A 20,132-nucleotide genomic window follows, 5' to 3' on the forward strand; every position below is an offset into this window, starting at 1 on the left:
GGAGCAGATCATGAAGGAGCAATTGATTCAAGAGGCACTTGAAGCGCGCAAGCAGGCTTATGCGCCGTATTCCCGGTTCCAGGTCGGGGCCGCCGTGCTCGCCGGGGGAAAAATATTTCGCGGGTGCAACGTGGAAAATGCGTCGTATGGCTTAACGAACTGCGCGGAGCGCACTGCTGTATTCAAGGCGGTGTCCGAGGGCCAGACGAAGATCGAAGCCATTGCCGTCGTTGCGGATACCGAGGGTGCGGTTGCGCCATGCGGCGCGTGCCGTCAGGTGCTGGCTGAATTTTGCGATAGCGACACGAGAATCTTTTTGTCGAATCTGCATGGGAATACCGAGGAATGGACGATTTCCCGTTTGCTGCCGGGCGCTTTTTCCGCCGAAGACATGGAACAGGACAGCCAATAGGCTTTCTTGTCCTGGACCCTTTGTAAGCGGTAACAGGAATCCGGATCTGTTTTGCATGCTTGAGCTTGGGAGGAACTTGAGATGAAATATGTGATTGCTATTATCGGATTGCTGGCCGTTTTCGGACTGACCTACATGGCGAGCAAGGATCGTAGCCGCATCCGCTATCGGCCGCTGGCGCAAATGATTGTGCTTCAGATCATCCTTGCGTTTGTATTATTGAACACGACGGTGGGCGAGACGCTGATTCGGGGATTTGCCTCCGTGTTCGAAGCGCTGTTGGCCTATGCGGCGGAAGGCGTTAATTTTGTGTTCGGCGGCATCGTGAACGAAGGACAGGGCACGCAATTTTTCCTGATGGTTCTGCTGCCGATTGTATTCATATCCGCGCTGATAGGCATTTTGCAATATACCAAGATTTTGCCGTTCATTATTAAATATATCGGCCTTGCACTCAGCAAGGTGAACGGAATGGGCAAGCTGGAATCTTATAATGCGGTTGCTTCCGCCATACTGGGGCAATCAGAAGTGTTTATTTCAGTCAAGAAGCAGATCGGCATGCTGCCGGAGCGCCGTCTGTATACGCTCTGTGCTTCCGCCATGTCGACGGTCTCCATGTCCATTGTCGGGGCGTACATGACGATGATCGAGCCGAAATATGTCGTCACGGCGCTCGTGCTGAACCTGTTCGGCGGCTTCATTATCGCATCGATTCTGAATCCGTATACGGTGTCGAAGGAAGAGGACATTCTTGAGGTTCAGGAAGAGCACAAGCAATCCTTTTTTGAAATGCTGGGCGAATACATTATGGACGGGTTCAAGGTGGCGATTACCGTCGCTGCGATGCTGATCGGCTTCGTCGCCTTGATTGCGTTGATTAACGGCCTGTTCGGAACCCTCTTCGGCATTACGTTCCAGCAAATTTTGGGTTATATTTTTGCGCCGATCGCGTTCCTTATGGGCGTGCCTTGGAAGGAGACGGTCGATGCAGGCAGCATCATGGCGACGAAAATGGTCGCCAATGAATTCGTGGCGATGCTCGATCTGTCCGCCATGACGAAGGATAGCGTAATGTCTTCACGGACGATTGGCATCGTATCCGTTTTCCTGGTCTCGTTCGCGAATTTTTCGTCTATCGGCATTATTTCCGGGGCCGTGAAGGGGCTGCATGAGAAGCAGGGCAACACGGTCGCCCGCTTCGGCCTGCGCTTGCTGTACGGCGCCACGATGGTCAGTGTGCTGTCGGCCACGGTTGCCGGTCTGTTCCTGTAAGGAATCGCAACCAACATATATAGTCGCGATGCCGAGGTTCCCTTGCGGAACGCGGCTCGCTGGCTGACGGAGGAGGATGAACGGGTTGAGCGTTCACATTGGAGCGAAGCAAGGCGAGATTGCAGAGTCGATACTGCTTCCGGGCGATCCGCTGCGAGCGAAGCATATTGCGGAGACATATATGGAGGATATCGTGTGCTATAACGAGGTGAGGGGCATGCTGGGCTTCACCGGCACCTATCGCGGGAAGCGGATATCGGTTCAAGGCACGGGCATGGGCATCCCGACGACGAGCATATATGTCAATGAACTGATTTCGGATTACGGCGTCAAAAATTTGATCCGGGTCGGCACCTGCGGCGCGATGCAGGTGCATGTGCATGTGCGCGACGTTGTTCTGGCCCAGGCATCCTGCACCGATTCCAGCATGAACCGCCATGAATTCAGCGGGTACGATTACTCGCCGATTGCCAGCTTCCCCTTGCTGCAATTGGCCCATGAACGGGGAATGGCCAAGGGATTGAAGCTGCATGTCGGCAACGTATTCAGCTCGGATATGTTCTATCGCGGCGACAAATCCGTCGTGAAGAAGCTGATGGATTACGGCGTGCTTGGAGTCGAAATGGAAACGACGGCGCTGTACACGCTCGCGGCGAAGTACGGCGTCAAGGCGTTGACGATCTTGACGGTAAGCGATCATTTGCTGACCGGGGAGGAGACGTCGGCCGCCGAGCGCCAGACGACCTTCCATGACATGATGGAGGTTGCGCTGGATACGGCGATCTCGATCTAGCGGTTCGAGAGCGGTTAGGCAAGCAGTCCGCCTCAGACGGGGCAGCGCATCAATCAACGGGAGACAGGGAGGAGCATCAACGATGAGAATGGTGGATTTGATTGCGAAGAAGCGGGATGGCAAGGAGCTGACGACGGAGGAGATCAACTTCGTCATCGAAGGATACACGAAGGGGGACATTCCCGATTATCAGGTGAGCGCCTGGGCCATGGCCATTTATTTTCAGGATATGTCGGAGCGGGAACGGGCCGATCTGACGATGGCGATGGTGAACTCCGGGGACACGATCGATCTGTCGGCCATTGAAGGCATCAAGGTGGATAAGCATTCGACCGGGGGCGTCGGGGATACGACGACGCTCGTGCTGGCGCCGCTCGTCGCGGCATTGGATATTCCGGTGGCGAAGATGTCAGGGCGCGGGCTCGGCCATACGGGCGGCACGATCGACAAGCTGGAATCGATCGAAGGGTTCCATGTCGAGATTAGCAAGGACGAGTTCGTGAATCTCGTCAATACGCATAAGATTGCCGTCATCGGACAGACGGGCAACCTGACGCCGGCGGACAAGAAGCTGTATGCGCTGCGCGATGTGACCGGCACGGTGAATTCGATTCCGCTTATCGCGAGCTCGATCATGAGCAAGAAGATCGCGGCAGGATCCGATGCGATCGTGCTTGACGTGAAGACAGGTGCCGGCGCCTTCATGAAGACGGCAGAGGATGCCAAAGAGCTGGCGCACGCGATGGTCAGCATCGGTAACAACATCGGCCGCAAGACGATGGCCGTCATCTCGGACATGAGCCAGCCGCTTGGGCGCGCGATCGGCAACTCCCTAGAGGTCCAGGAAGCGATCGATACGCTGCGCGGGCACGGGCCGGCCGATCTGGAAGAGCTGTGCCTGGCGCTGGGCCGGCAGATGGTCTATCTTGCGGGCAAGGCCGCAACCTTGGAAGAAGCGGAGCAGCAATTGAAGGAAGTTATCCGCAACGGCAAGGCCTTGGAGAAGTTCAAGGAATTCATCGCGAATCAGGGCGGCAATCCAGCTGTGGCCGACGATCCGAGTCTGCTTCCGCAAGCGTCCTGCCTGATCGAAGTCCCGGCACGCCAGGACGGCGTCGTCGCCGAGATCGTCGCGGACGAGATTGGAACGGCAGCCATGCTGCTCGGCGCGGGACGCGCGACGAAGGATTCCGAGATTGATCTGGCGGTCGGCCTGATGCTGAACAAGAAGATCGGGGACCGGGTTCAGGCAGGAGAGTCCCTCGTAACGATTTATGCGAATCGCGAGAACGTCGACGATGTCATCGAGAAGATTTACGCGAACATCCGCATCGGCGACCATGCGGAAGCACCGGTGCTCGTACATGATATTGTAATGGAATAAGCCAGCCATTGTGCAGCCCCCGTCTTGCTATAAGACGGGGGCTGTTGTCCATAATGATATATGCGAACCATAGCAGCGGGACAGACCATCGCGACGTTCAAATATATCGCAAGAGGGGCAATGAAGCCCCTCTACTGGAATAACGCCTCTATTTTTTCCCGGTCATAGTCCAATATCCAATCGTTGAACTCTTCATAGAGCGGCCGCAGCGGATCTACGTCAGCGCAGATGACGTCGCACCCCCGATCATCATAGAGATGGTAAATCATTTTTTTCGTCTTGTTGATGAAATAAATGTCGATGCCGCTGCGGGGGAAGCGTTTTAAGATTTGCATAGGATGCCGGAAATCCTCGTGGCTGATTGCCGTCAGAAGCGGGATGTAGCGCAGGTCGCTTTTGCGGCAGAGCAGCACAAAGCGGTGGGTGACCTCATTATTCTCCTCTTGCCCCTCGCCATCCTCTCCAAAAAGGTTGGGCAGCACTTGATGCCGCAGCGTTCGTATCCGCTTTTTGTTCTTTACATATTTGGGATAGACTCTGGCCGGCCGGCGCTGCAGCCGGGTGTCGCTCGCATCGCAATGAATGTCGGTGACGAAGAAAATATCGTCGGAATCATCAAATACAAACTCAAAAATTCCAATGCTTCTGTCTCGGATCTGGCGTAGATTGCAGGGCTCTTCATGATCTGCCCACGGGATCGCGATTTCGAAGCGAATGCCGCAGTTCCAGCGGTACGGTACTAACGTCATGCTCCCGAAATGCTCTTCCATAAATTGATTTAACAAATCGCTCACGTTTGTCCTCCCTAGACGGGTATTTGATCAGCCTTTCCTCCATTAATTATAAAAGATAACGGAGAAATCCGCGAAGCAGTAGCAAGTAAGGAGAACCGGCATACGATATAACAGGATATCCGCCTATTAATTGCCGGGAAGGTGTTGTGATTGAGACAAAATGAGATGTGGCAGCCTGTATTAACTGAATTATACAACAGTCTATATGGCCAACAGATGGTCTGTTCCATGAGCACGGAGTTGTTTCATATACCTGAAACGCAAAATTTACAAGGGAATTCAGAAATGCATGCCAGTCTTGTCCCTGCGTCTTATCATCGGGTGACGGCGGCCGGTTCAGCCCAACGATTGGTGAACGGAGAGAGTGCCCCGACCATTATTGCCACACTGGTCGCCTGCATACAGAATGCCGAGCGGCTGGATCGCGGCGTACATTCCGGTTTATTGGTCATGAGAGATGCCGCTCCAGCGGCCTACAAGCCCGTAATCGAAATCATCATCCGCTGGCAGGAGCACGCTGAATCGCATCTGCAAAAGGCAAAGGAATTGACGAATCAAAATATTGGCGCAGCCCCTCGGTTTGGATATTATACCGGCCTTCGACACGGAAAAAGCTGCTCATGTCAGCGAAATAGGGCTGTTTACTATTGAAATAGATGCTTGGGTGATTTGACCGCGTAATTCTCCATATGAATGTGTGTGACGAACCTGCAGATATGGGAACTGCTCCCGCTGCAGGTTTTTTTGATGAAAATATGATATAGGGGAGTCAACAATGCTACAATATTCGACAGACATACTGCCGCATGCGAATGGGGGATACAGCAGGATGAACAACACCGAGAAGACCATTATTGACAAATTGAATCTCCGCCAATATTCGACGAAGCTGATATTGGGCAAGCCGGATGATATCTCCGATTTCGATGAACTGGAGTACGACACGTCGGCGGTCAAAGCAAAATACAGCCTCATTTTTACGTTCATCTTCAACTTGGAGGAGTTCGTTAGCCAGTTGAATGAGGTGATTGAACGGCACCTGCTCGAAGAGGGCGGATATCTGTTCTTCGCCTATCCGAAGAAAAATAATCCGAAGTACGCGGAATATATTGAGCGGGACAGCTTCTTCGCCCAAGTCCCTATGGATGAGGATGGATATGTGCAGGGCAGCGCGATTAAGTTCGCCCGCATGGTGAGCCTGAACGACGTATTTACCGTCATCGGGCTGAAATCCCAGGCGAAGAAGGCGGCAAGCTCAGCCACAGCGAAATCGAGCCAATGCGTGGATGATTATATCGGACGTGTGGAAGATATCAAGGCCTATTTGCAGCATGACGAGGAAATCGGGAAACGCTATAATCAACTGACCCCCGGCTACCAGAAAGACTGGGCGCGGTATGTATACAGCGCGAAGAAAAAGGAAACGCAGGACAAGAGACTGGCGGAAATGAAAACCGTGCTGGCCGAAGGCTGCAAATCCATGGATCTATATAGAAGAAACAAGAAATAAGAATGCGAAGGCGGCCAACCCGCCGCCTCCGATGAACCAAAGCGATGTCAAGCCGTTTGCCTAGGAGTTCAATCCCCGCTATTCCAAACAATATCCTTGCAGTTCAGCACGTTTTTCCACGGTTAAGCCGAATTCGCGCTCCAGAAACGATTCGGCGCCTCCGTAATTCTCGTCAATCGACGAGAACACGGCCTCCATGAACTCCCTGCGCAGCGTAAGCTTGGCGATAGCATCGGCAGCTTCCTCCGGAGGCAGGACCTGAGCAAGCTGTTCTTTGATTTGTTCATTCATTGGAAGGAGCGTCTGATTCGAGAGCAGATAGTCCTCGATAATCGTGTCTCTGGGAACGCCAAGAGCCAGCAGGATGAACGCAGCCCCGATCCCGGTCCGGTCCCGGCCCGCCGCGCAATGATGGAGAATCCCCAGATTGTCCGGATTCATGATAAGGCTCATGAGCCGCTGGAAGGACGGATTGTTGATGGCCATCTGCACGTACATCGCCGCGAACGACTCAACGGTCAACTTTTTGAAGAAATTTCCTCGAACGAGCTCCCGCATGTCAGCAGGAACTTCTTGCCGCATGGCAGGGACGCGAATGTTATTGACTCCCGGAATTACAGGGTCCGGCTTCTGCTCGGCTTCTCTATCGTCACGATAGTCAAAAATCGTTCGAATTCCTAACGAATGCAGCAAGTTCAGATCCCGTTCCGTCATTCCTGCCAGCTCGGCGGAGCGGAACAAGATACCGTATTTCACCTTGCGCCCGTCTGCGGCCTCATAGCCGCCCATATCGCGGAAATTGAACACCCCTTCAAAAGGAAGTACGCGAGTCTGAAGATGTTCGGTAAGTTGCATTGTCATAGGGAACGACACCTCTTTTTCTATGTGTTTTTAAGCTACATGGCTTCTTGGGTTTGATGGAACATTTCATGCTCTTTGCCTTCGTAAATCAACGAAGTATGATAATCGGTCAATGCTTGCGGAGGGCCGTCAAATACAATCTTGCCGCCCTTAATGCCGACAATTCGGCTGGCATACTGCTTGGCCGTCTCCACCTGATGGAGATTAACGAGGCAGGCGATGCCTTGCTCGGTACAGTTGCGGTGAATCGCGTCCATGACGACAGCCGACGAGCGCGGGTCCAGGGAAGCAATCGGTTCATCCGCCAGGATCAGCTTCGGCTTCTGAGCAAGCGCGCGGCAGACGCCAACACGCTGCTTTTGACCGCCAGACAGTTCATCTGCACGCTTGTACACTTCCTTGTCCAGGCCGACCTTCTGCAGCAGAGCAATCGCGTCCTGCTTATCCGCTTCGCTATACCGGTTGAATACCCCGGCCAGGGAGCTCATATAGCCAAGTCTTCCATGCAGGACATTCTCCAGCACGCTGAGCCGGTTCACCAGATTATAATGCTGAAATATCATCCCGATGCGGGAACGCGCCTGCCGCAGTTCCTTGGCCTTCATCTGATCAATGCGCTGCCCTTGAAAGGAAATGCTTCCTTCCGATGGTTCGATGAGCCGGTTAATACAGCGCAGCAGGGTCGATTTCCCGGCTCCGCTCGGGCCAATGACGGCGATGAATTCGGCAGTCTTGACTTCCAGATTGATGCCATCGAGCGCAATGGTTCCGCCGTTATACCGTTTTTTTAAATTTTGTATCGTTAAGAGTGTCGTCATATGCGTGCGGCCTCCTTCACGTTCATCGTCCACGCCCGACAAGGCGGATACGTATTTGATTGGTAAGCATCTCCAACAGGAACAGTGTCGTGAATACGACCAGAACGCCCAGCATAAGCGGTGCAAATTCATAGTAGCTGATGTACTCCTGGAGCAGCACGCCAATTCCTCCTGCGCCGACCATTCCCAAAATGACGGTCTCCGCGACGGTCATCTCAAACTTAAAGGCGATCAAAGCCAAGAAAGCAGTAAGCAGATTGGGAAGAACTCCATTGAACACGACATGCCACCAAGTGCCGCCCGTTGCCCGAATCGCCTCCACCGTATCTTTGCCAGCTTCGTCTATTTTGTCGGCGAACACTTTGATCAGGAAGGACACGGTAGGGAAAAGCAGCCCGAGCACGCCGGCCATCGGTCCGAATCCCATGCTGGCGACGGCTAGCAGCACCCAAATCGTCGTAGGAATCGTACGGATGACGACGACGCAAGCACGCAATAGTTGCGCAAATAGCTGATTCGGAGCGGTGTTGTCCGCCATAAAAAAGGCAAGAAATAAAGCAAAGACGACGCTAATGCTGACGCAAAGAAAAGCGACGACCACCGAGGTCAGCAATTCGGCAAGCAGTGCCGGCAGCTCGGCGAAGGAAAACTGCAGGAACTGACGGGCAATATCCGGTACTCGGCTGACTCCGTCCATCAATTGCGGCCAGCTAAGCTTCAAATAAAGCAGGCATGGGATAAAGAATACGAGCATGCCCAGGAAGAACAACTGTTGTTTGCGTTGCGTAGGTTTATGGGCGATTGGAATTTTCATGTTAAATTAAACGCTCCCTTATCCGCTTCGTCAGAAATTCAACCGCCAAAATCATCAAAATTAATATCGTGATGACGGTAGCCGTTTTGCTGTATTGGAACAAATCCATGGTCAGCTTGATCTGGCTCCCGATTCCGCCTGCGCCCACAAGTCCGAGCACGGCAGATGCACGTATCGTAATCTCGAACATGAACAATGTCCAGGAAATATAGCCAGGCATGAACTGGGGAATGACCGCTTGCCTCAGCCTTTGGAAATAGGTCGCGCCGCATGCGTCAACGGCTTCCACGGCATGGCGGTCGATCTCTTCAATCGCCTCCGCGTACACGCGGGCAAGAAATCCGAACCCGAACAGAATGAGTGAGAATACGCCTGGCATCGTGCCGACTCCGAACAGAACGACGAGTATGGACGCCCACACCAGAAACGGAACGTTGCGCAGAAAGGAGACCACGCCGCGCAGCGCCATTCGTACAGCGGGATGAGGCGACGTATTGTGCGCCATAAGAAAAGCCGCGGCCAACCCGAGAAAGGATGAAATGAAGGTTGCCACGATCCCGAAAGCAAGCGTATCCAGTACCGGTTTCAAATATCGGGAGATATCCGACACATTCGGCGGCATGAAGTCCACGAACAGAAAGCGAAGAAAAATCGGAATGCCGGTGACAAACGTCAATATATCAAACTTGATATACCATATGGAAAAGACCAGGGCGGCAGCAAGGAGGAGAAGCGAGAGACGCCGCTTGATCTTCCTTTGCCTTATCCCTATTTCAGCGCGCATGCGGGCACTTCTCCTTTTGCGTTCATATTTTTGCGTATTAGTTGGCAAGCAAATCCTCCGGGCTCAGATTGAGCATTTTGGCCGTTTCGCGCAGTTTGTCATAGTTTTTGTCGTTGGCCTCAATAAACTTGGCATCCGGCGATCCGCCGATGTTTTGAAAGAACTCCGGATCGTTGTAGCTTAGCAAAAATTCCTTCACCTTGTCTTTGATCTCCTGCGGAAGATCGCTGCGGATGCCAATTGCGGTGCCCGGTAAGGACTCGGATGCCGCGATCACACGATAGGAGTCTTTCTCGATAACTCCCTTGCCTTCCAGCATGGCAGGCATGATGGAAGCCGTTCCGGCCGCATCATATTGCCCTCGAAGAACCCCCAGGACAGCCTTGTCATGACCGCCCGCGAACTGAATATCTTTAAAAAATCCGTTCTCCAGCTCCTCCGGCGTAATGCCCAATTCCTTCACCATCGTCGCTTTTGGCAGCAGATGCCCTGTTGTGGACACCGGATCGACAAATCCGAATGTTTTCCCTTTCAGATCGGCGACGCTCTGGATCGGGGAGTCTTTTGGCACAATAATAATCGACGCCGGCTTGTCGGCCATGCTCGGCAGGGTCATTTCGGCGATCGGCTCGACTTTGGCCCGTTCCGCGGCAACAATATAAGAGAACGGACCGAACAGCGCGTAATCGGCTTTGCCGTTCTTCATGGCTTCAATGGCTGCGTTATAGCTTGTAGCCTTATAGGATTCGACCGGGATACCCAGCTTCTCGGACAGCTTTGTCTCAAAATCTTTATTGATCTTCTGCCCTTTCTCATCATGCTCTTGCGGCAAATAGGCGATGACAAATTTGGTCGGTGCGCTGCCGCCGGCGCTGCAGCCTGCCAGTAAGGAAATGGAGAATACGGTAGCAGCAATGACTGAAAAGATCTTTTTCATTCGAGCCCTCCTATGAGTTCATGCAAGTTGTATGCAAGTTGCATTCTACGATACAAATGTCGCCGGAATGTTTTCGCAATATGAATGTTTTGCAAATCGCTCTCTTGTTGCGTGGACGCAGCCATTTGTCATAAGATACATGGTAGAATGGCCGGATAGCGAACGATTACAGAGTGAGAGGATTATGGAATTTATGGCTTCTACTTCGTTAATACAGACCGCTTACGACTATATCCGGGGACAAATTATGTTGGGGGAGTTTATGCCCGGCACCTTGTTGTCCGAGAATGAGCTTGCGGAGACGTTGAATATGAGCCGGACGCCGGTCCGGGCAGCGGTCGCTCAGCTTGAATATGAGGGCTTGGCCGTGTCACTGAAAAATCGGGGCATCCTTGTTAAGGAACTGTCGATGAAGGAAGCGCTGGACATGATCGAGATTATGTATACGTTCCAGCTCTATGCGCTGAACCATATCGAGTCGCAAGGGGATCGGCCGGACTTGAAGAAATTGAAGGAATATCTGGACTTGCAGCTGGAGGCGACCCGACAAGGGGCTTATCACCTCTATGTGGACAATACATTGCGGTTCACCCAGTGCTTTATATCGGTTACGAATAATAATACAATGTTAAAAATTATGGAAGCTCATACAAGCAAGCTGGTGCTTTATTCAACCATCAATTATAAAATTACGCCGCATGAACCGCACTATTCCGGGAACAAGGTCAATCAATCCGTCTATGATGCCCTGCTTGCGGAGGACTACGATCGAATCCGGGCGATTTTTACAGAAGCGCATAGCTATAACAGGGAGCGTATGCTCCGTTCGGGCAGAATATAGAATGGAAATTCATAAAACCTGATGACTGCTTTCCTTGATGCCGAAGGAGGGCAGTTTTTTGTTCTAGAAGCTCCGGCAACGGCGAGGAGGAATGAGCCTTCCGACTTCCCGCCGGAGGGTGAAAGACCCTCCAACCTTTTCCTTCTTGTTGTCCGGAGCGTTGTTTTCTGTCCGATTACGAGACGGTGGCGTTTTTTATCCATTTTGCGTTGCGTCCCCGGGAGAGGAGTTTTATGGCGTTTTCTTTCTGGAGACATTCAAACACTTTGTTAATCGTACTTTGCGACACATCGGCAAATACGGTTCGTATATCTTCTTTTGTAAAAGGGGCTTCCTGCTTCATAATATAAACTTTAATTTTATCACTTTTATTTTTTTTCATTTGATAGTCGGCATCCAGCAATGTATAGGCTTCTAAAATGATACTCAACAGACAATGTAAGATGAAGGTTATATTGTACTCTTGAAAATCCCAGTTGGCAGAGGATTTTTTAAGCGATTCAAAGTAATCGGTTTCGTATTTTTTTATTAATTTATCTAATGAAATGTATTTCACCAAGGAATGTTTACTTTTCAAGAGCAAAAAATAAAGAAGCAGGCGTGCAATTCTTTCATTTCCATATTCAAAGGGGGAGATACAAATAAAATGGAAAATAAAATGAGCACTTAATATTAAGGGATCAATCACTCCCTCCTCTATTAACTCATTATATTCCCGGCAAAGCTGTTCCATGTATGCTGGTATTTGTGCAGACGCTACGGGCGGATGACAACAAAAAATAGGTAATTTTAGTTCCAGATTATCGGGATTTACTTTTTCGTTCTTTCTCCATGTTCCGCTATCCGATGAAGCATATTTGAAGAGTTGAAAGTGAGTTTCCAGAATAAAACTTGGGTCAATAGTACTGTATTTACACTTATTATGGATAAAGGTTAATGTATCATAGCAACACGATATTTCATTTTCTATCGTACTTTTTGGCGCTTTGTTATAAATTAATAGTTCTTTTAACCGTTTGCTGGTTACTTTCAGGTCTTTGTGCATCGAAAAAAAGTCCTGCGCCTGTTGAACTTTCATTGCTTTATGCAGATTTCCCAAAATGCATGGAAATTCTTTTTCATAAACTTCCAGCCATCCTTTGTAATAGTTAATTTTTCCTATTAAGCTTACCGTTTCTAGATCGAGTGATAATTTTTTGAACTTTTCATCAAAAAAAGACATTATTCCGCCTTTATTTTCCATTGAATTATACAATAACTCCGTTGTTTGTACCATTTTTTTACCTCCAGACTAATTCAAGCAAAGATTTATATACGTGATATTCAAGAAAAAAAGTGTAATTTTACGTTTTTTTGGCTTATTTTCTGCGATTGTGTATGATAACGGTAGAAAGTGATTAGAAGAAGTTTCCAAGACATATATGAAGGAGAAGTTATCGGGTTATTAGGACCGAATGGAGCAGGAAAAATAACCCTTATATCTATATTATCGACACTGCTGCTCCCTGATGAAGGGGAAGGAGTAATTTGCGGGCGCAATTTGGTCAAAGAGCGGCACGAAATAAAAAAGTTGTCGGCCTATGACAATCTATCCTTCTACGATCAAGGCTATCACGCGAGAGCTAGTTCTCTTGTTGGGTTATGGGGAAACCTGCTTAGATAGCGGTTTTTTAACCATAAATAATAATTAATAAGGAGAGAGAGAAATGAAGAAAAAGTTTTATTGCAGTCTTGTTTTAAGTTTGGCTTTAGCATCAGCAGCAATTGGTGGCAATGCAGCGTATGCGATTGGCGGTGCGGGATCAAGCAACTACTATCGTTATGAAGTGATAGATTCCCGTTCAGCCAAAGATTTTAATGAAGACAGAAAAGCAGCAGAAAAGTGGGGGAATAAAGAATACAAAGCCTGGAACAAAAAACTGAACGCAAGCGAAAAGGAACTCGTTAAAGAGTATACGGGGAATGCCAAGCCCTTTAATACTTATCTGCGGGCTAATGAAGGCAAATTAGGTTTTAAACCGGACATCGATAAAAAGATTGTGAAATTAGATGAAGCATTAAAGAAATCAACTGTAAGTGAAACGGTACTGGTATACAGAGGCGATGACACTTCTATTTTCGGTAAAGAGTTTCAAAATTCTCTATATCAGGGAAATAAAGTGGATAGAGAGTTGTTTAGAAAGTTAAGGGATCAATACCAGGGAAAAACAAAAACAGAGTACGGATACTTGAGTACATCCCTTGTTTCTAATCAGCAGTTTGCAATGAGACCTATTTTAACCACATTAAAAGTACCCAAGGGAGCCCATGCCGGTTATGTGGATAACATTAGCCTCTATAAGGGGCAATATGAGCTCTTGTTGCCGAGAAATACAAAGATCAGAATAGATAAAATGTATATTATAGTAAATAAAGGCAGCGAAACTATAAAAATTGAGGCTACTGTACTGCCCTAAGGGCAACTTTTGAAAAAAGTAAAGTTTTATCTATGCAGTTGGCGCTAGATAGCTCCGTTTTCTAGGATTCCTCCCGGCGTGCCTAGCTGCAATACAAAGCGCATGGCCCGCTGTCGAGCCATGCGCGATTTCTGCTTCACGATCCGAGAGCGATGTATCCGTCCCCCGAATCATGCGCTTCGTTCGCTTCCTCTTTCCGCCTTTATCCATCCGAGGTCAGCGCCTGAACGCGCCCATTCCTCCGGCATCGGCGCGCTGCAGATGACGGCGTTGACTTGCTCCATTCCACAAATGCGATATAGCTGCGTCACTCCCAACTTCGTATGATCGCCAAGCACGTACACATCGTCTGACTGCTGGATCATGGTCGTCGAGCAAATGGATTCTTCCATATCGTAGTCGGTGATGGCTGTGCGCGTCATCCCGCCGCAGGAGATGAACGCTTTATCGAAATGGAACCGCGTCAGCAGCTCGCAGGTTAAAGCGCCGGTGATCGATTTTTGTTCCGGGTGGGTGACGCCTCCGAGGAGGATGACCTTGCCGGCAAATAATCCGGATTCGAGCCGCTCCATCAGCACCTCTGCCGCAGGCAGCGAATTCGTCACGATCGTAATGCCGATGACGCCCCGAATGGCTCGGGCCAGCTCGGCCGTGGTCGTACCGACGTCGATGGCGATCGTGTCCCCGTCCTGAATGAGCGCGGCTGCCGCTTCTCCGATCGCTTGCTTCGCCGCATGCTCCATGCTTCTCTTGCTGTCGAAATGGGGCTCCCGCTTCTCATGAGAGTAGGCGACGGCTCCACCGTACACCCGCTTGAGCATATGCTTCGCCTCCAATTCGTCCAGGTCGCGGCGAATCGTCTCCGGCGTGACCGCCAACGCGGCGGCGAGGGCGGTCACCTGGATTTTGCCATGCCGATGCATTTGCTCCAAAATATACTGTCTTCGTTCCTCAGGCAGTAGCATCATGAAGCGGAATCACGTCCTTCGGATCCAGATATACCGTCGTCGTGGCGCCGGTGTTCAACCATGCCGAATCCCGGTGGATATGATCCGCGACGATAAGCTGGCCCTGCACGTCCAATTCCAGGCGCATCATGCTGCCAAGCATCGTCATGCGGCTGACGGTGCCGGTCAGCGCGATGCCGCCGGCAAGCGGATCGGCGCAGAGCGTCTCTGGCCGAATGGCATACAGCCTATTATCCGGCCGGAGGCATTCCGGTGCCAGGCAGCGGAGCGTATCGGCGCTCCAGACGTTATAGCTGCCGATGAAGCGGGCCACGAACTCGCTGCGCGGCCGGGTATAGATCTCTTGCGGCGTGCCGTGCTGGACGATACGGCCGGCATTCATGATGTAAATATGGTCGCTGACCGTCATCGCCTCCTCCTGATCATGCGTCACGAGCACGGTCGTCATATTTAATTCCTGCTGTATGGTGCGCAGCTGGCGCTGGAGGTTTTTGCGAATCTGGGCATCAAGAGCGCTGAGCGGCTCATCCAGCAGCAGCACCTTCGGCTTCGTCACGAGCGAGCGGGCGAGGGCGACACGCTGCTGCTGTCCGCCGGACAGCTCGCGCGGGAATGACTTCTCCTTGCCCTGCAGGCCGGTAAGCTCAATCATCTCGTCGACGGCGCGGCGGATGGCGTCACGGGGCAGCTTCTTCATGGCCAACCCGAAGCCGATATTGTCGGCTACCGTCAAGTTCGGGAACAGGGCATACGACTGGAATACCATGCCTATCTCCCGATGCTTGGGCTCCACTGCGGTCACCTCCTTGCCGTCGATATGAATCGTCCCGCTGTCGAGCGCGGTCAAGCCCGACAAGATGCGGAGCAAGGTGCTTTTACCGCAGCCGCTTGGGCCGAGCAAGGTGACCAATTCTCCTTTTTTCATATGCAATTCGATGCCGTCCAGCACCTTCTGCTTGGCAAACGTCTTAGTCACTTGGTGGATTTGTACAAAACTCATTACGAAGCCTCCTTGCTCATTATGGCTTTCGCCGTTGGAACGGCTGCAGTTGTCGTCTCGACATCGCGCGGCTCCGCCATGGGCTTGGATGCGCGCGCGGTCAGCTTCACAATCCATGCGCTAAGCATTCCCATCAGGATGAAGTACGTGACCGAAATGGCGCTTGCGATATGCCCGCTTGTGTTCAGTTGGGCGTACAAGTATAGCTGCATTGTCTCGAACCGGCCTCCGACGAGTATATTGATGAGTACGAACTCCCCGAACAGTAGTGAGAAGGAGAGCAGCGCCGAGACGAGAATGCCGGGCATGATGTTCGGCACGATAACGCGCAGGAAGGCGGTCATGCGGCTAGCGCCAAGCAACTCGGCCGCTTCCATGAGCGAACCGGCCTGCACCGCGCGCAGGCTGTTCCGTGTGCCTTGATACATGAAGGGGAGCATGCCGATGACATAGGCCCCGAACACAATGATAATCATCGAGAGGCCCTTGCCCGAATAGGCCCGAATCAATCCAACGGCCATGATGACTCCAGGAACGGCATACGTCAGCATGACGAGCGATTGCATCCAGCGCTCCAGCCTTGGCGCATAGAGCGCAATGGCGAACGTAGCCGGTACAATGACGAGAACAGCGGTGAAGGTGGCGGCCCCGCTAAGCAGCAGAGAACGTCCGAATGCCTGCACGAAGCGTGTATCCTGGAACAATTGGCCGAACCAGTGCAGCGTCAACCCTTCGGGCAAAATCGTCTTGTTCCATGAGGTGGCCATCGAGTAGAGCAGGGTTGCGCATACCGGAACGAACAAATAGAGAAGCACCGCGGCGAAGGCGATGAACGGCAGTGAATGGGCCCATCGCTTCATGGCAGATCCCTCCGAACCTGGCGTGTCAGCCATTCATTGACGAGCATCGCGCCAAGCAGCGTCAGGCCGAGCAGTACGCCGAGGGCGCTTCCCAGTTCCGGGCGGGCGAAGATATCCCCGGAGACGAGCGCGCCGATGCGCACCGGGACGAGATTGTAATTGCTGCCGGTTAGCGCATAAGCCGAAGCATACGCGCCCATCGCATTGGCGAATAGGATGCTGAATGTCCCGGCGAGGCCCGGAAGCAGCACCGGCAGACCGACGCGTCTCCAGAATTGGAACGGGATAGCCCCGAGCAGCGCCGCAGCTTCCTTCCAGCTGTCCTGAATCGCGTGGAACAGAGGATATAGCAGCATAATGGCCAGCGGAAGCTGGAAGTACACGTAGATGACCGTCAGGCCCGACCATGAATACAAATTAAAGGCTCCTGCCATATCGATGCCGAATTGGCGGAACAACAAGGTGAACAGGCCGCTGTTGCCGAGCAGCACGATGAAGGCGAACGCGAGCGGAATACCGGCGAAGTTCGACGTCAGGTTCGTGATGACCAGCATGCGCTCCTGAATAGGCTTCGGGAAGCGGGTGATCGCATAAGCGGCGAACACGGCGGCCGCAATGCCAGCCAAGCTTGACAACAAGGAGATGAGAATACTGTTCTCGAAGGCTTTCCCATAATACGGGTTCGTAAATATTTCTTTGTATTGATCGAACGTGAATCCGCCGCCGCCGTCTGCTTGGAGGCTGCCCGATATCATCGTGAAGAGCGGGACGATGAGGAACAGCGCCACAAAAATGAGCAGCGGGATGACGGTGATGCATACCATGCTGTTGAACCGTTTCATCGGCATACTCCTTTCGGATATGATCTATCCAGGGAACTCCAAAGCGTCCCCTCACGGAGACGCCGGTTCCCGTTCCAGCAAGGCAAGCAGCCGCATCGTCACTAGCGGAAGCGCGATGTCGGGCAGCAGACGGAGCGTGAACTCGCCCCTATTGGACATGGATAAGCACCTGCTCCTGCCATAATTGAGGGAGCTTCTTCGTCGTGTCTTCCCATGCGTTCAGATCTTTGACCGGCAAGGCGTTCCGGTACATGTCGTCCGGCAGCAGCATCGCCTTCGCATCGTCGGCCAGCTTCGCGTTCGTCCGGATAGGGCGGGCGTAGCCGCGGGCCAGATTCGACTGCCCTTCATCGGACAGAATATATTCGCGGGCCAGCATGGCGGCATGCGGATGCTTGGCGTACTTATTGATAACCGTTGCATATCCGCTGATGACGGAAGCTTCCTGCGGAATAACGACATCGAAGCGGTTCTTGTCGATTTTGTCACGATAGCCAAGCGCATTGAAATCCCAGAGGAAGCCAACCTCTACCTCCCCTTTTTCCAAGTTCGCCAATCCGGCGTCATTGGAAGCGAGGCGCTTGTTCTTCGCCAGCTCTGCGAAGAAATCGATGCCGGGCTGAATATTCTTCTCGTCGCCGCCGAAGGCGTACGCAGCTGCGAGCACCGCGAATTGCGCCTGGTTGGCCTTCATCACGTCGCCGACGGAGACCTTGAAGTCGCCGTTCTTGATGTCTGCCCATGTCTTGGGCGGATTCTTCACCTTGTTCTTGTCCGTGATGATGGCCAGCGTGCCGGTATAGCCGAGCATCCAGTGGCCCTCCTTATCCTTGGCCCAGTCCGGAATATCGCCCCAATAGGACGTCTTGTAGGGAAGAGTCAATCCCTTTTGCTTCGCCAGTGGTCCGAATGCAATGCCGACGTCGCCGATGTCGGCTGTGGCATCTTCTTTTTCCGCTTCGAACTTCGCAAGCTCTTCGGCACTCGACATGTCGGTATCCGTATGCTTCAAGTTATATTTCGTTCCTAAATCGTTCCATGTCTGCACCCAGTTGGCCCAGGTGTCCGGCATGCCGACCGAATTGACTTCTCCTTCTTGCTTGGCCTTGTCCACAATTTGCTCCAGCGTTAGCTTGGAGGCATCAACGGCCTCGGTACCGCCTTGTCCCGAAGAGCAGCCTGCCAGCATGAATACGGATGCGAGCGCGGCGGCTGTCCATTTCATGAAACGATGAGTACGCATAGTCATGACTCCTTTTTTCATTTAGTTTTCAGTTTGTTTTTCACCTGTTTACGCGTCTAATCATAAACAAATAAAGTTAAACCAACATCAAGCGGAAGATAAGCTTTTGTAAAGCAATGGCCGCTTAATGCAAACATTACGCGAAAAGGCTGGATTCCATCGGATAAAAAGCCGGTTGTTTTCTGGTACGGCGGGTCTATTGTGTTGCGGCCGGCGGGTGTCATATACTTTTTCTGTATATACGGTCGGCAACCGTTCGGAAGGAGGGAGGCCAGCAATGGAACGTTTCCGGGATGAACCGGGATACAAATACGCCTTCGGCGCCGTGCTATATCGCGGAGAGCAAGCGGCAGTGAAATGTCCGCAATGCGGTAGGCTCGCCTTCATCTATCAGGGAGATGAGCGGATAGAGGCAAGATGCACGGCATGCTTCTACCATGAGAAGGAGTCTGAAGCATACCGGTGGGGCCAGCGGAGTATGCGAAGCGTGCGCGAGATGGTTCAACGAGGACATGAAGGACAGGAAGCAGCATGCCCAGCGCATGATACATATCCGATGTCCTCACTGCTTTGCCATGAATCAGGTGCCGCTGCGCAGGACGCTGACTCGCAGAGGTTATTATTTCGATATCCGGCAGGGGCGCGATCCGGTATTCCATTTGGAGCTGTATTATCTCGACATGTTCCGCGGCAAGCCGGTATGGGCGCTGAACCGGGACCACCTCAACTATCTGATCGCCTACATATCGGCGGATCTGCGCGAGAAGCCGGACAACGGCATGATGCGGACGGCTTCGCATACGCTGCCTGCCTATATGAAGGAGGCCAAAAACAGAGCGGCGATGGTCAAGACGCTGCGCGGACTGCTGCATAAGGAAACTTGACAGACAGCGATGGAGGAATCGATATGAAAAAGAGCGCCAAACTGGGGATTGTGCTGGGTATCATCGCGGTGCTGCTTCTTCCCGCTTATTTCATTGGACGTACCTTCGGCCTGTTCCAGGGGGAGGTTGTGTTGACCCGTTATGCGCTTGCGATAGAAGTTGATGGGCGGAAATACGATGTCTGGCCTCTTATCAGCAGCTTCTCCGCCATGGATAAGCAGGGAGAGGACCGGCAGCTCTATTATCAGGCGGAGAGAAGCGACATCAACTATTTGTTCCAGCTTGCCTTTCGGGAGTTCGAGCCGAAGCCCTCCGATGACAATCCGTATCTAGCTGGAAGGATTGAATACGGAGAGGAACGGGACAAGTATGCAACGGCGGTCCGTCAGTACGAAAATGCGAGAGATTCGAAGCAGATCTATCAATTCTATGACGAGAAGGGCCGTCTTATCTATACCTATGATCCGGAAGCCCCCATCGATCGCGGTTATATGAAGGAGATTATTGCCGCAGGCATGACCCGGCATACGGGAGGCGGCCAAAGCGAGGTCATAGATCCGTATCTCAATATTACGAAGCTGTTCAAGGATAAGCTGGACATCCGCGTGAAGCTGGATGTGGATGCGGAAGCCAAGCTGGTCACGATATCCATGGACTAA

At 52.0% G+C, this 20,132-nt stretch carries 23 protein-coding genes; 11 read left to right on the forward strand and 12 right to left on the reverse strand.

The features are described from left to right. The first annotated feature begins 7 nt into the window (after positions 1–7). The 4 genes from FLT43_RS21425 (at position 8) to FLT43_RS21440 (ending at position 3,861) form a co-directional block, all read left to right on the forward strand. Entirely contained in the window at positions 8–412 is a 405-nt protein-coding gene (locus tag FLT43_RS21425; protein WP_279627762.1) for a cytidine deaminase, read from the forward strand. A gap of 81 nt (positions 413–493) precedes the next feature. Further along, entirely contained in the window at positions 494–1,684 is a 1,191-nt protein-coding gene (locus FLT43_RS21430) for a NupC/NupG family nucleoside CNT transporter (protein WP_087443124.1), read from the forward strand. Positions 1,685–1,769: 85 nt separating this feature from the next. Beyond that, a complete protein-coding gene (gene deoD / locus FLT43_RS21435; RefSeq protein WP_087443125.1) occupies positions 1,770–2,477 on the forward strand; it encodes a purine-nucleoside phosphorylase in 708 nt (235 codons plus the stop codon). Positions 2,478–2,559: 82 nt separating this feature from the next. Beyond that, a complete protein-coding gene (locus FLT43_RS21440) occupies positions 2,560–3,861 on the forward strand; it encodes a pyrimidine-nucleoside phosphorylase (RefSeq protein ID WP_087443126.1) in 1,302 nt (433 codons plus the stop codon). A 131-nt stretch (positions 3,862–3,992) separates the two neighbouring features. Here FLT43_RS21440 and FLT43_RS21445 read toward each other — a convergent pair whose 3' ends face one another. Beyond that, positions 3,993–4,655 (reverse strand): DUF3885 domain-containing protein, encoded by a 663-nt coding sequence (locus FLT43_RS21445; RefSeq protein WP_087443127.1) that lies wholly within the window; start codon positions 4,653–4,655, stop codon positions 3,993–3,995. A gap of 228 nt (positions 4,656–4,883) precedes the next feature. Between FLT43_RS21445 and FLT43_RS21450 the strand changes: the two genes are divergently transcribed. Both FLT43_RS21450 and FLT43_RS21455 read left to right on the forward strand, forming a co-directional pair. Next, a complete protein-coding gene (locus tag FLT43_RS21450; RefSeq protein WP_244194239.1) occupies positions 4,884–5,306 on the forward strand; it encodes a hypothetical protein in 423 nt (140 codons plus the stop codon). A gap of 124 nt (positions 5,307–5,430) precedes the next feature. Continuing rightward, positions 5,431–6,165: a YdeI/OmpD-associated family protein gene (locus FLT43_RS21455; RefSeq protein ID WP_307719680.1), complete on the forward strand. Its 735-nt coding sequence runs from the start codon at positions 5,431–5,433 to the stop codon at positions 6,163–6,165. Positions 6,166–6,243: 78 nt separating this feature from the next. Here the strand turns inward: FLT43_RS21455 and FLT43_RS21460 are convergent, their stop codons facing one another. From FLT43_RS21460 to FLT43_RS21480, 5 genes are read right to left on the reverse strand one after another with little or no spacing between them, the layout of a single operon-like run. Further along, positions 6,244–7,026 carry a tyrosine-protein phosphatase gene (locus tag FLT43_RS21460; RefSeq protein ID WP_087443130.1) on the reverse strand — a complete coding sequence of 261 codons (783 nt, stop codon included), beginning with the start codon at positions 7,024–7,026 and terminating at the stop codon, positions 6,244–6,246. A gap of 35 nt (positions 7,027–7,061) precedes the next feature. Continuing rightward, positions 7,062–7,844 (reverse strand): phosphonate ABC transporter ATP-binding protein, encoded by a 783-nt coding sequence (gene phnC, locus FLT43_RS21465; RefSeq protein ID WP_087443131.1) that lies wholly within the window; start codon positions 7,842–7,844, stop codon positions 7,062–7,064. Between the two features lie 22 nt (positions 7,845–7,866). Then, positions 7,867–8,658, reverse strand: a complete 792-nt coding sequence (locus tag FLT43_RS21470; RefSeq protein ID WP_087443132.1) for a PhnE/PtxC family ABC transporter permease — start codon at positions 8,656–8,658, stop codon at positions 7,867–7,869. A 1-nt stretch (position 8,659) separates the two neighbouring features. Then, entirely contained in the window at positions 8,660–9,442 is a 783-nt protein-coding gene (gene phnE / locus FLT43_RS21475; RefSeq protein WP_087443133.1) for a phosphonate ABC transporter, permease protein PhnE, read from the reverse strand. 37 nt (positions 9,443–9,479) lie between these two features. Then, positions 9,480–10,379, reverse strand: coding sequence for a phosphate/phosphite/phosphonate ABC transporter substrate-binding protein (locus FLT43_RS21480; protein ID WP_087443134.1), 900 nt, complete (start codon positions 10,377–10,379; stop codon positions 9,480–9,482). A gap of 193 nt (positions 10,380–10,572) precedes the next feature. Here FLT43_RS21480 and FLT43_RS21485 point away from each other — a divergent pair, with 193 nt between their 5' ends. Next, on the forward strand, positions 10,573–11,220 hold the full coding sequence (locus FLT43_RS21485) for a GntR family transcriptional regulator (RefSeq protein WP_164776229.1): 648 nt from the start codon (positions 10,573–10,575) through the stop codon (positions 11,218–11,220). Between the two features lie 175 nt (positions 11,221–11,395). Here the strand turns inward: FLT43_RS21485 and FLT43_RS21490 are convergent, their stop codons facing one another. Further along, a complete protein-coding gene (locus FLT43_RS21490; RefSeq protein ID WP_244194240.1) occupies positions 11,396–12,496 on the reverse strand; it encodes a Fic family protein in 1,101 nt (366 codons plus the stop codon). A 117-nt stretch (positions 12,497–12,613) separates the two neighbouring features. On the opposite strand from FLT43_RS21490, the gene FLT43_RS21495 reads away from it, so the two are divergent. Together FLT43_RS21495 and FLT43_RS21500 are read left to right on the forward strand one after the other, a co-directional pair. Then, positions 12,614–12,883: an ATP-binding cassette domain-containing protein gene (locus FLT43_RS21495; RefSeq protein ID WP_087443136.1), complete on the forward strand. Its 270-nt coding sequence runs from the start codon at positions 12,614–12,616 to the stop codon at positions 12,881–12,883. 43 nt (positions 12,884–12,926) lie between these two features. Further along, positions 12,927–13,676 (forward strand): ADP-ribosyltransferase, encoded by a 750-nt coding sequence (locus FLT43_RS21500; RefSeq protein ID WP_087443137.1) that lies wholly within the window; start codon positions 12,927–12,929, stop codon positions 13,674–13,676. Positions 13,677–13,846: 170 nt separating this feature from the next. On the opposite strand, the gene FLT43_RS21505 is transcribed toward FLT43_RS21500, so the two are convergent. The 5 genes from FLT43_RS21505 to FLT43_RS21525 all read right to left on the reverse strand — a co-directional run bounded on the left by FLT43_RS21505 (position 13,847) and on the right by FLT43_RS21525 (position 18,589). Further along, the gene (locus FLT43_RS21505) at positions 13,847–14,644 is read right to left on the reverse strand and encodes a DeoR/GlpR family DNA-binding transcription regulator (protein ID WP_087443138.1); all 798 of its coding nucleotides are present in this window, start codon (positions 14,642–14,644) and stop codon (positions 13,847–13,849) included. Continuing rightward, complete coding sequence (locus FLT43_RS21510; protein ID WP_087443139.1) at positions 14,628–15,644, reverse strand: ABC transporter ATP-binding protein; 1,017 nt, start codon at positions 15,642–15,644, stop codon at positions 14,628–14,630. The genes FLT43_RS21505 and FLT43_RS21510 overlap by 17 nt, the downstream gene beginning before the upstream one ends. Next, complete coding sequence (locus tag FLT43_RS21515) at positions 15,644–16,504, reverse strand: ABC transporter permease (RefSeq protein WP_087443140.1); 861 nt, start codon at positions 16,502–16,504, stop codon at positions 15,644–15,646. Before FLT43_RS21515 ends, FLT43_RS21510 begins: the two co-directional genes overlap by 1 nt. Beyond that, the gene (locus FLT43_RS21520; protein WP_087443141.1) at positions 16,501–17,346 is read right to left on the reverse strand and encodes an ABC transporter permease; all 846 of its coding nucleotides are present in this window, start codon (positions 17,344–17,346) and stop codon (positions 16,501–16,503) included. Before FLT43_RS21520 ends, FLT43_RS21515 begins: the two co-directional genes overlap by 4 nt. 148 nt (positions 17,347–17,494) lie before the next feature. Then, positions 17,495–18,589, reverse strand: coding sequence for an ABC transporter substrate-binding protein (locus FLT43_RS21525; protein WP_115057730.1), 1,095 nt, complete (start codon positions 18,587–18,589; stop codon positions 17,495–17,497). A 437-nt stretch (positions 18,590–19,026) separates the two neighbouring features. On the opposite strand from FLT43_RS21525, the gene FLT43_RS21530 reads away from it, so the two are divergent. Next, positions 19,027–19,473 (forward strand): hypothetical protein, encoded by a 447-nt coding sequence (locus FLT43_RS21530; RefSeq protein ID WP_373994912.1) that lies wholly within the window; start codon positions 19,027–19,029, stop codon positions 19,471–19,473. A gap of 23 nt (positions 19,474–19,496) precedes the next feature. Beyond that, complete coding sequence (locus FLT43_RS21535; RefSeq protein WP_087443142.1) at positions 19,497–20,132, forward strand: hypothetical protein; 636 nt, start codon at positions 19,497–19,499, stop codon at positions 20,130–20,132.

The sequence above is a fragment of the Paenibacillus thiaminolyticus genome (genome assembly GCF_007066085.1).
Taxonomy (GTDB): domain Bacteria; phylum Bacillota; class Bacilli; order Paenibacillales; family Paenibacillaceae; genus Paenibacillus_B; species Paenibacillus_B thiaminolyticus.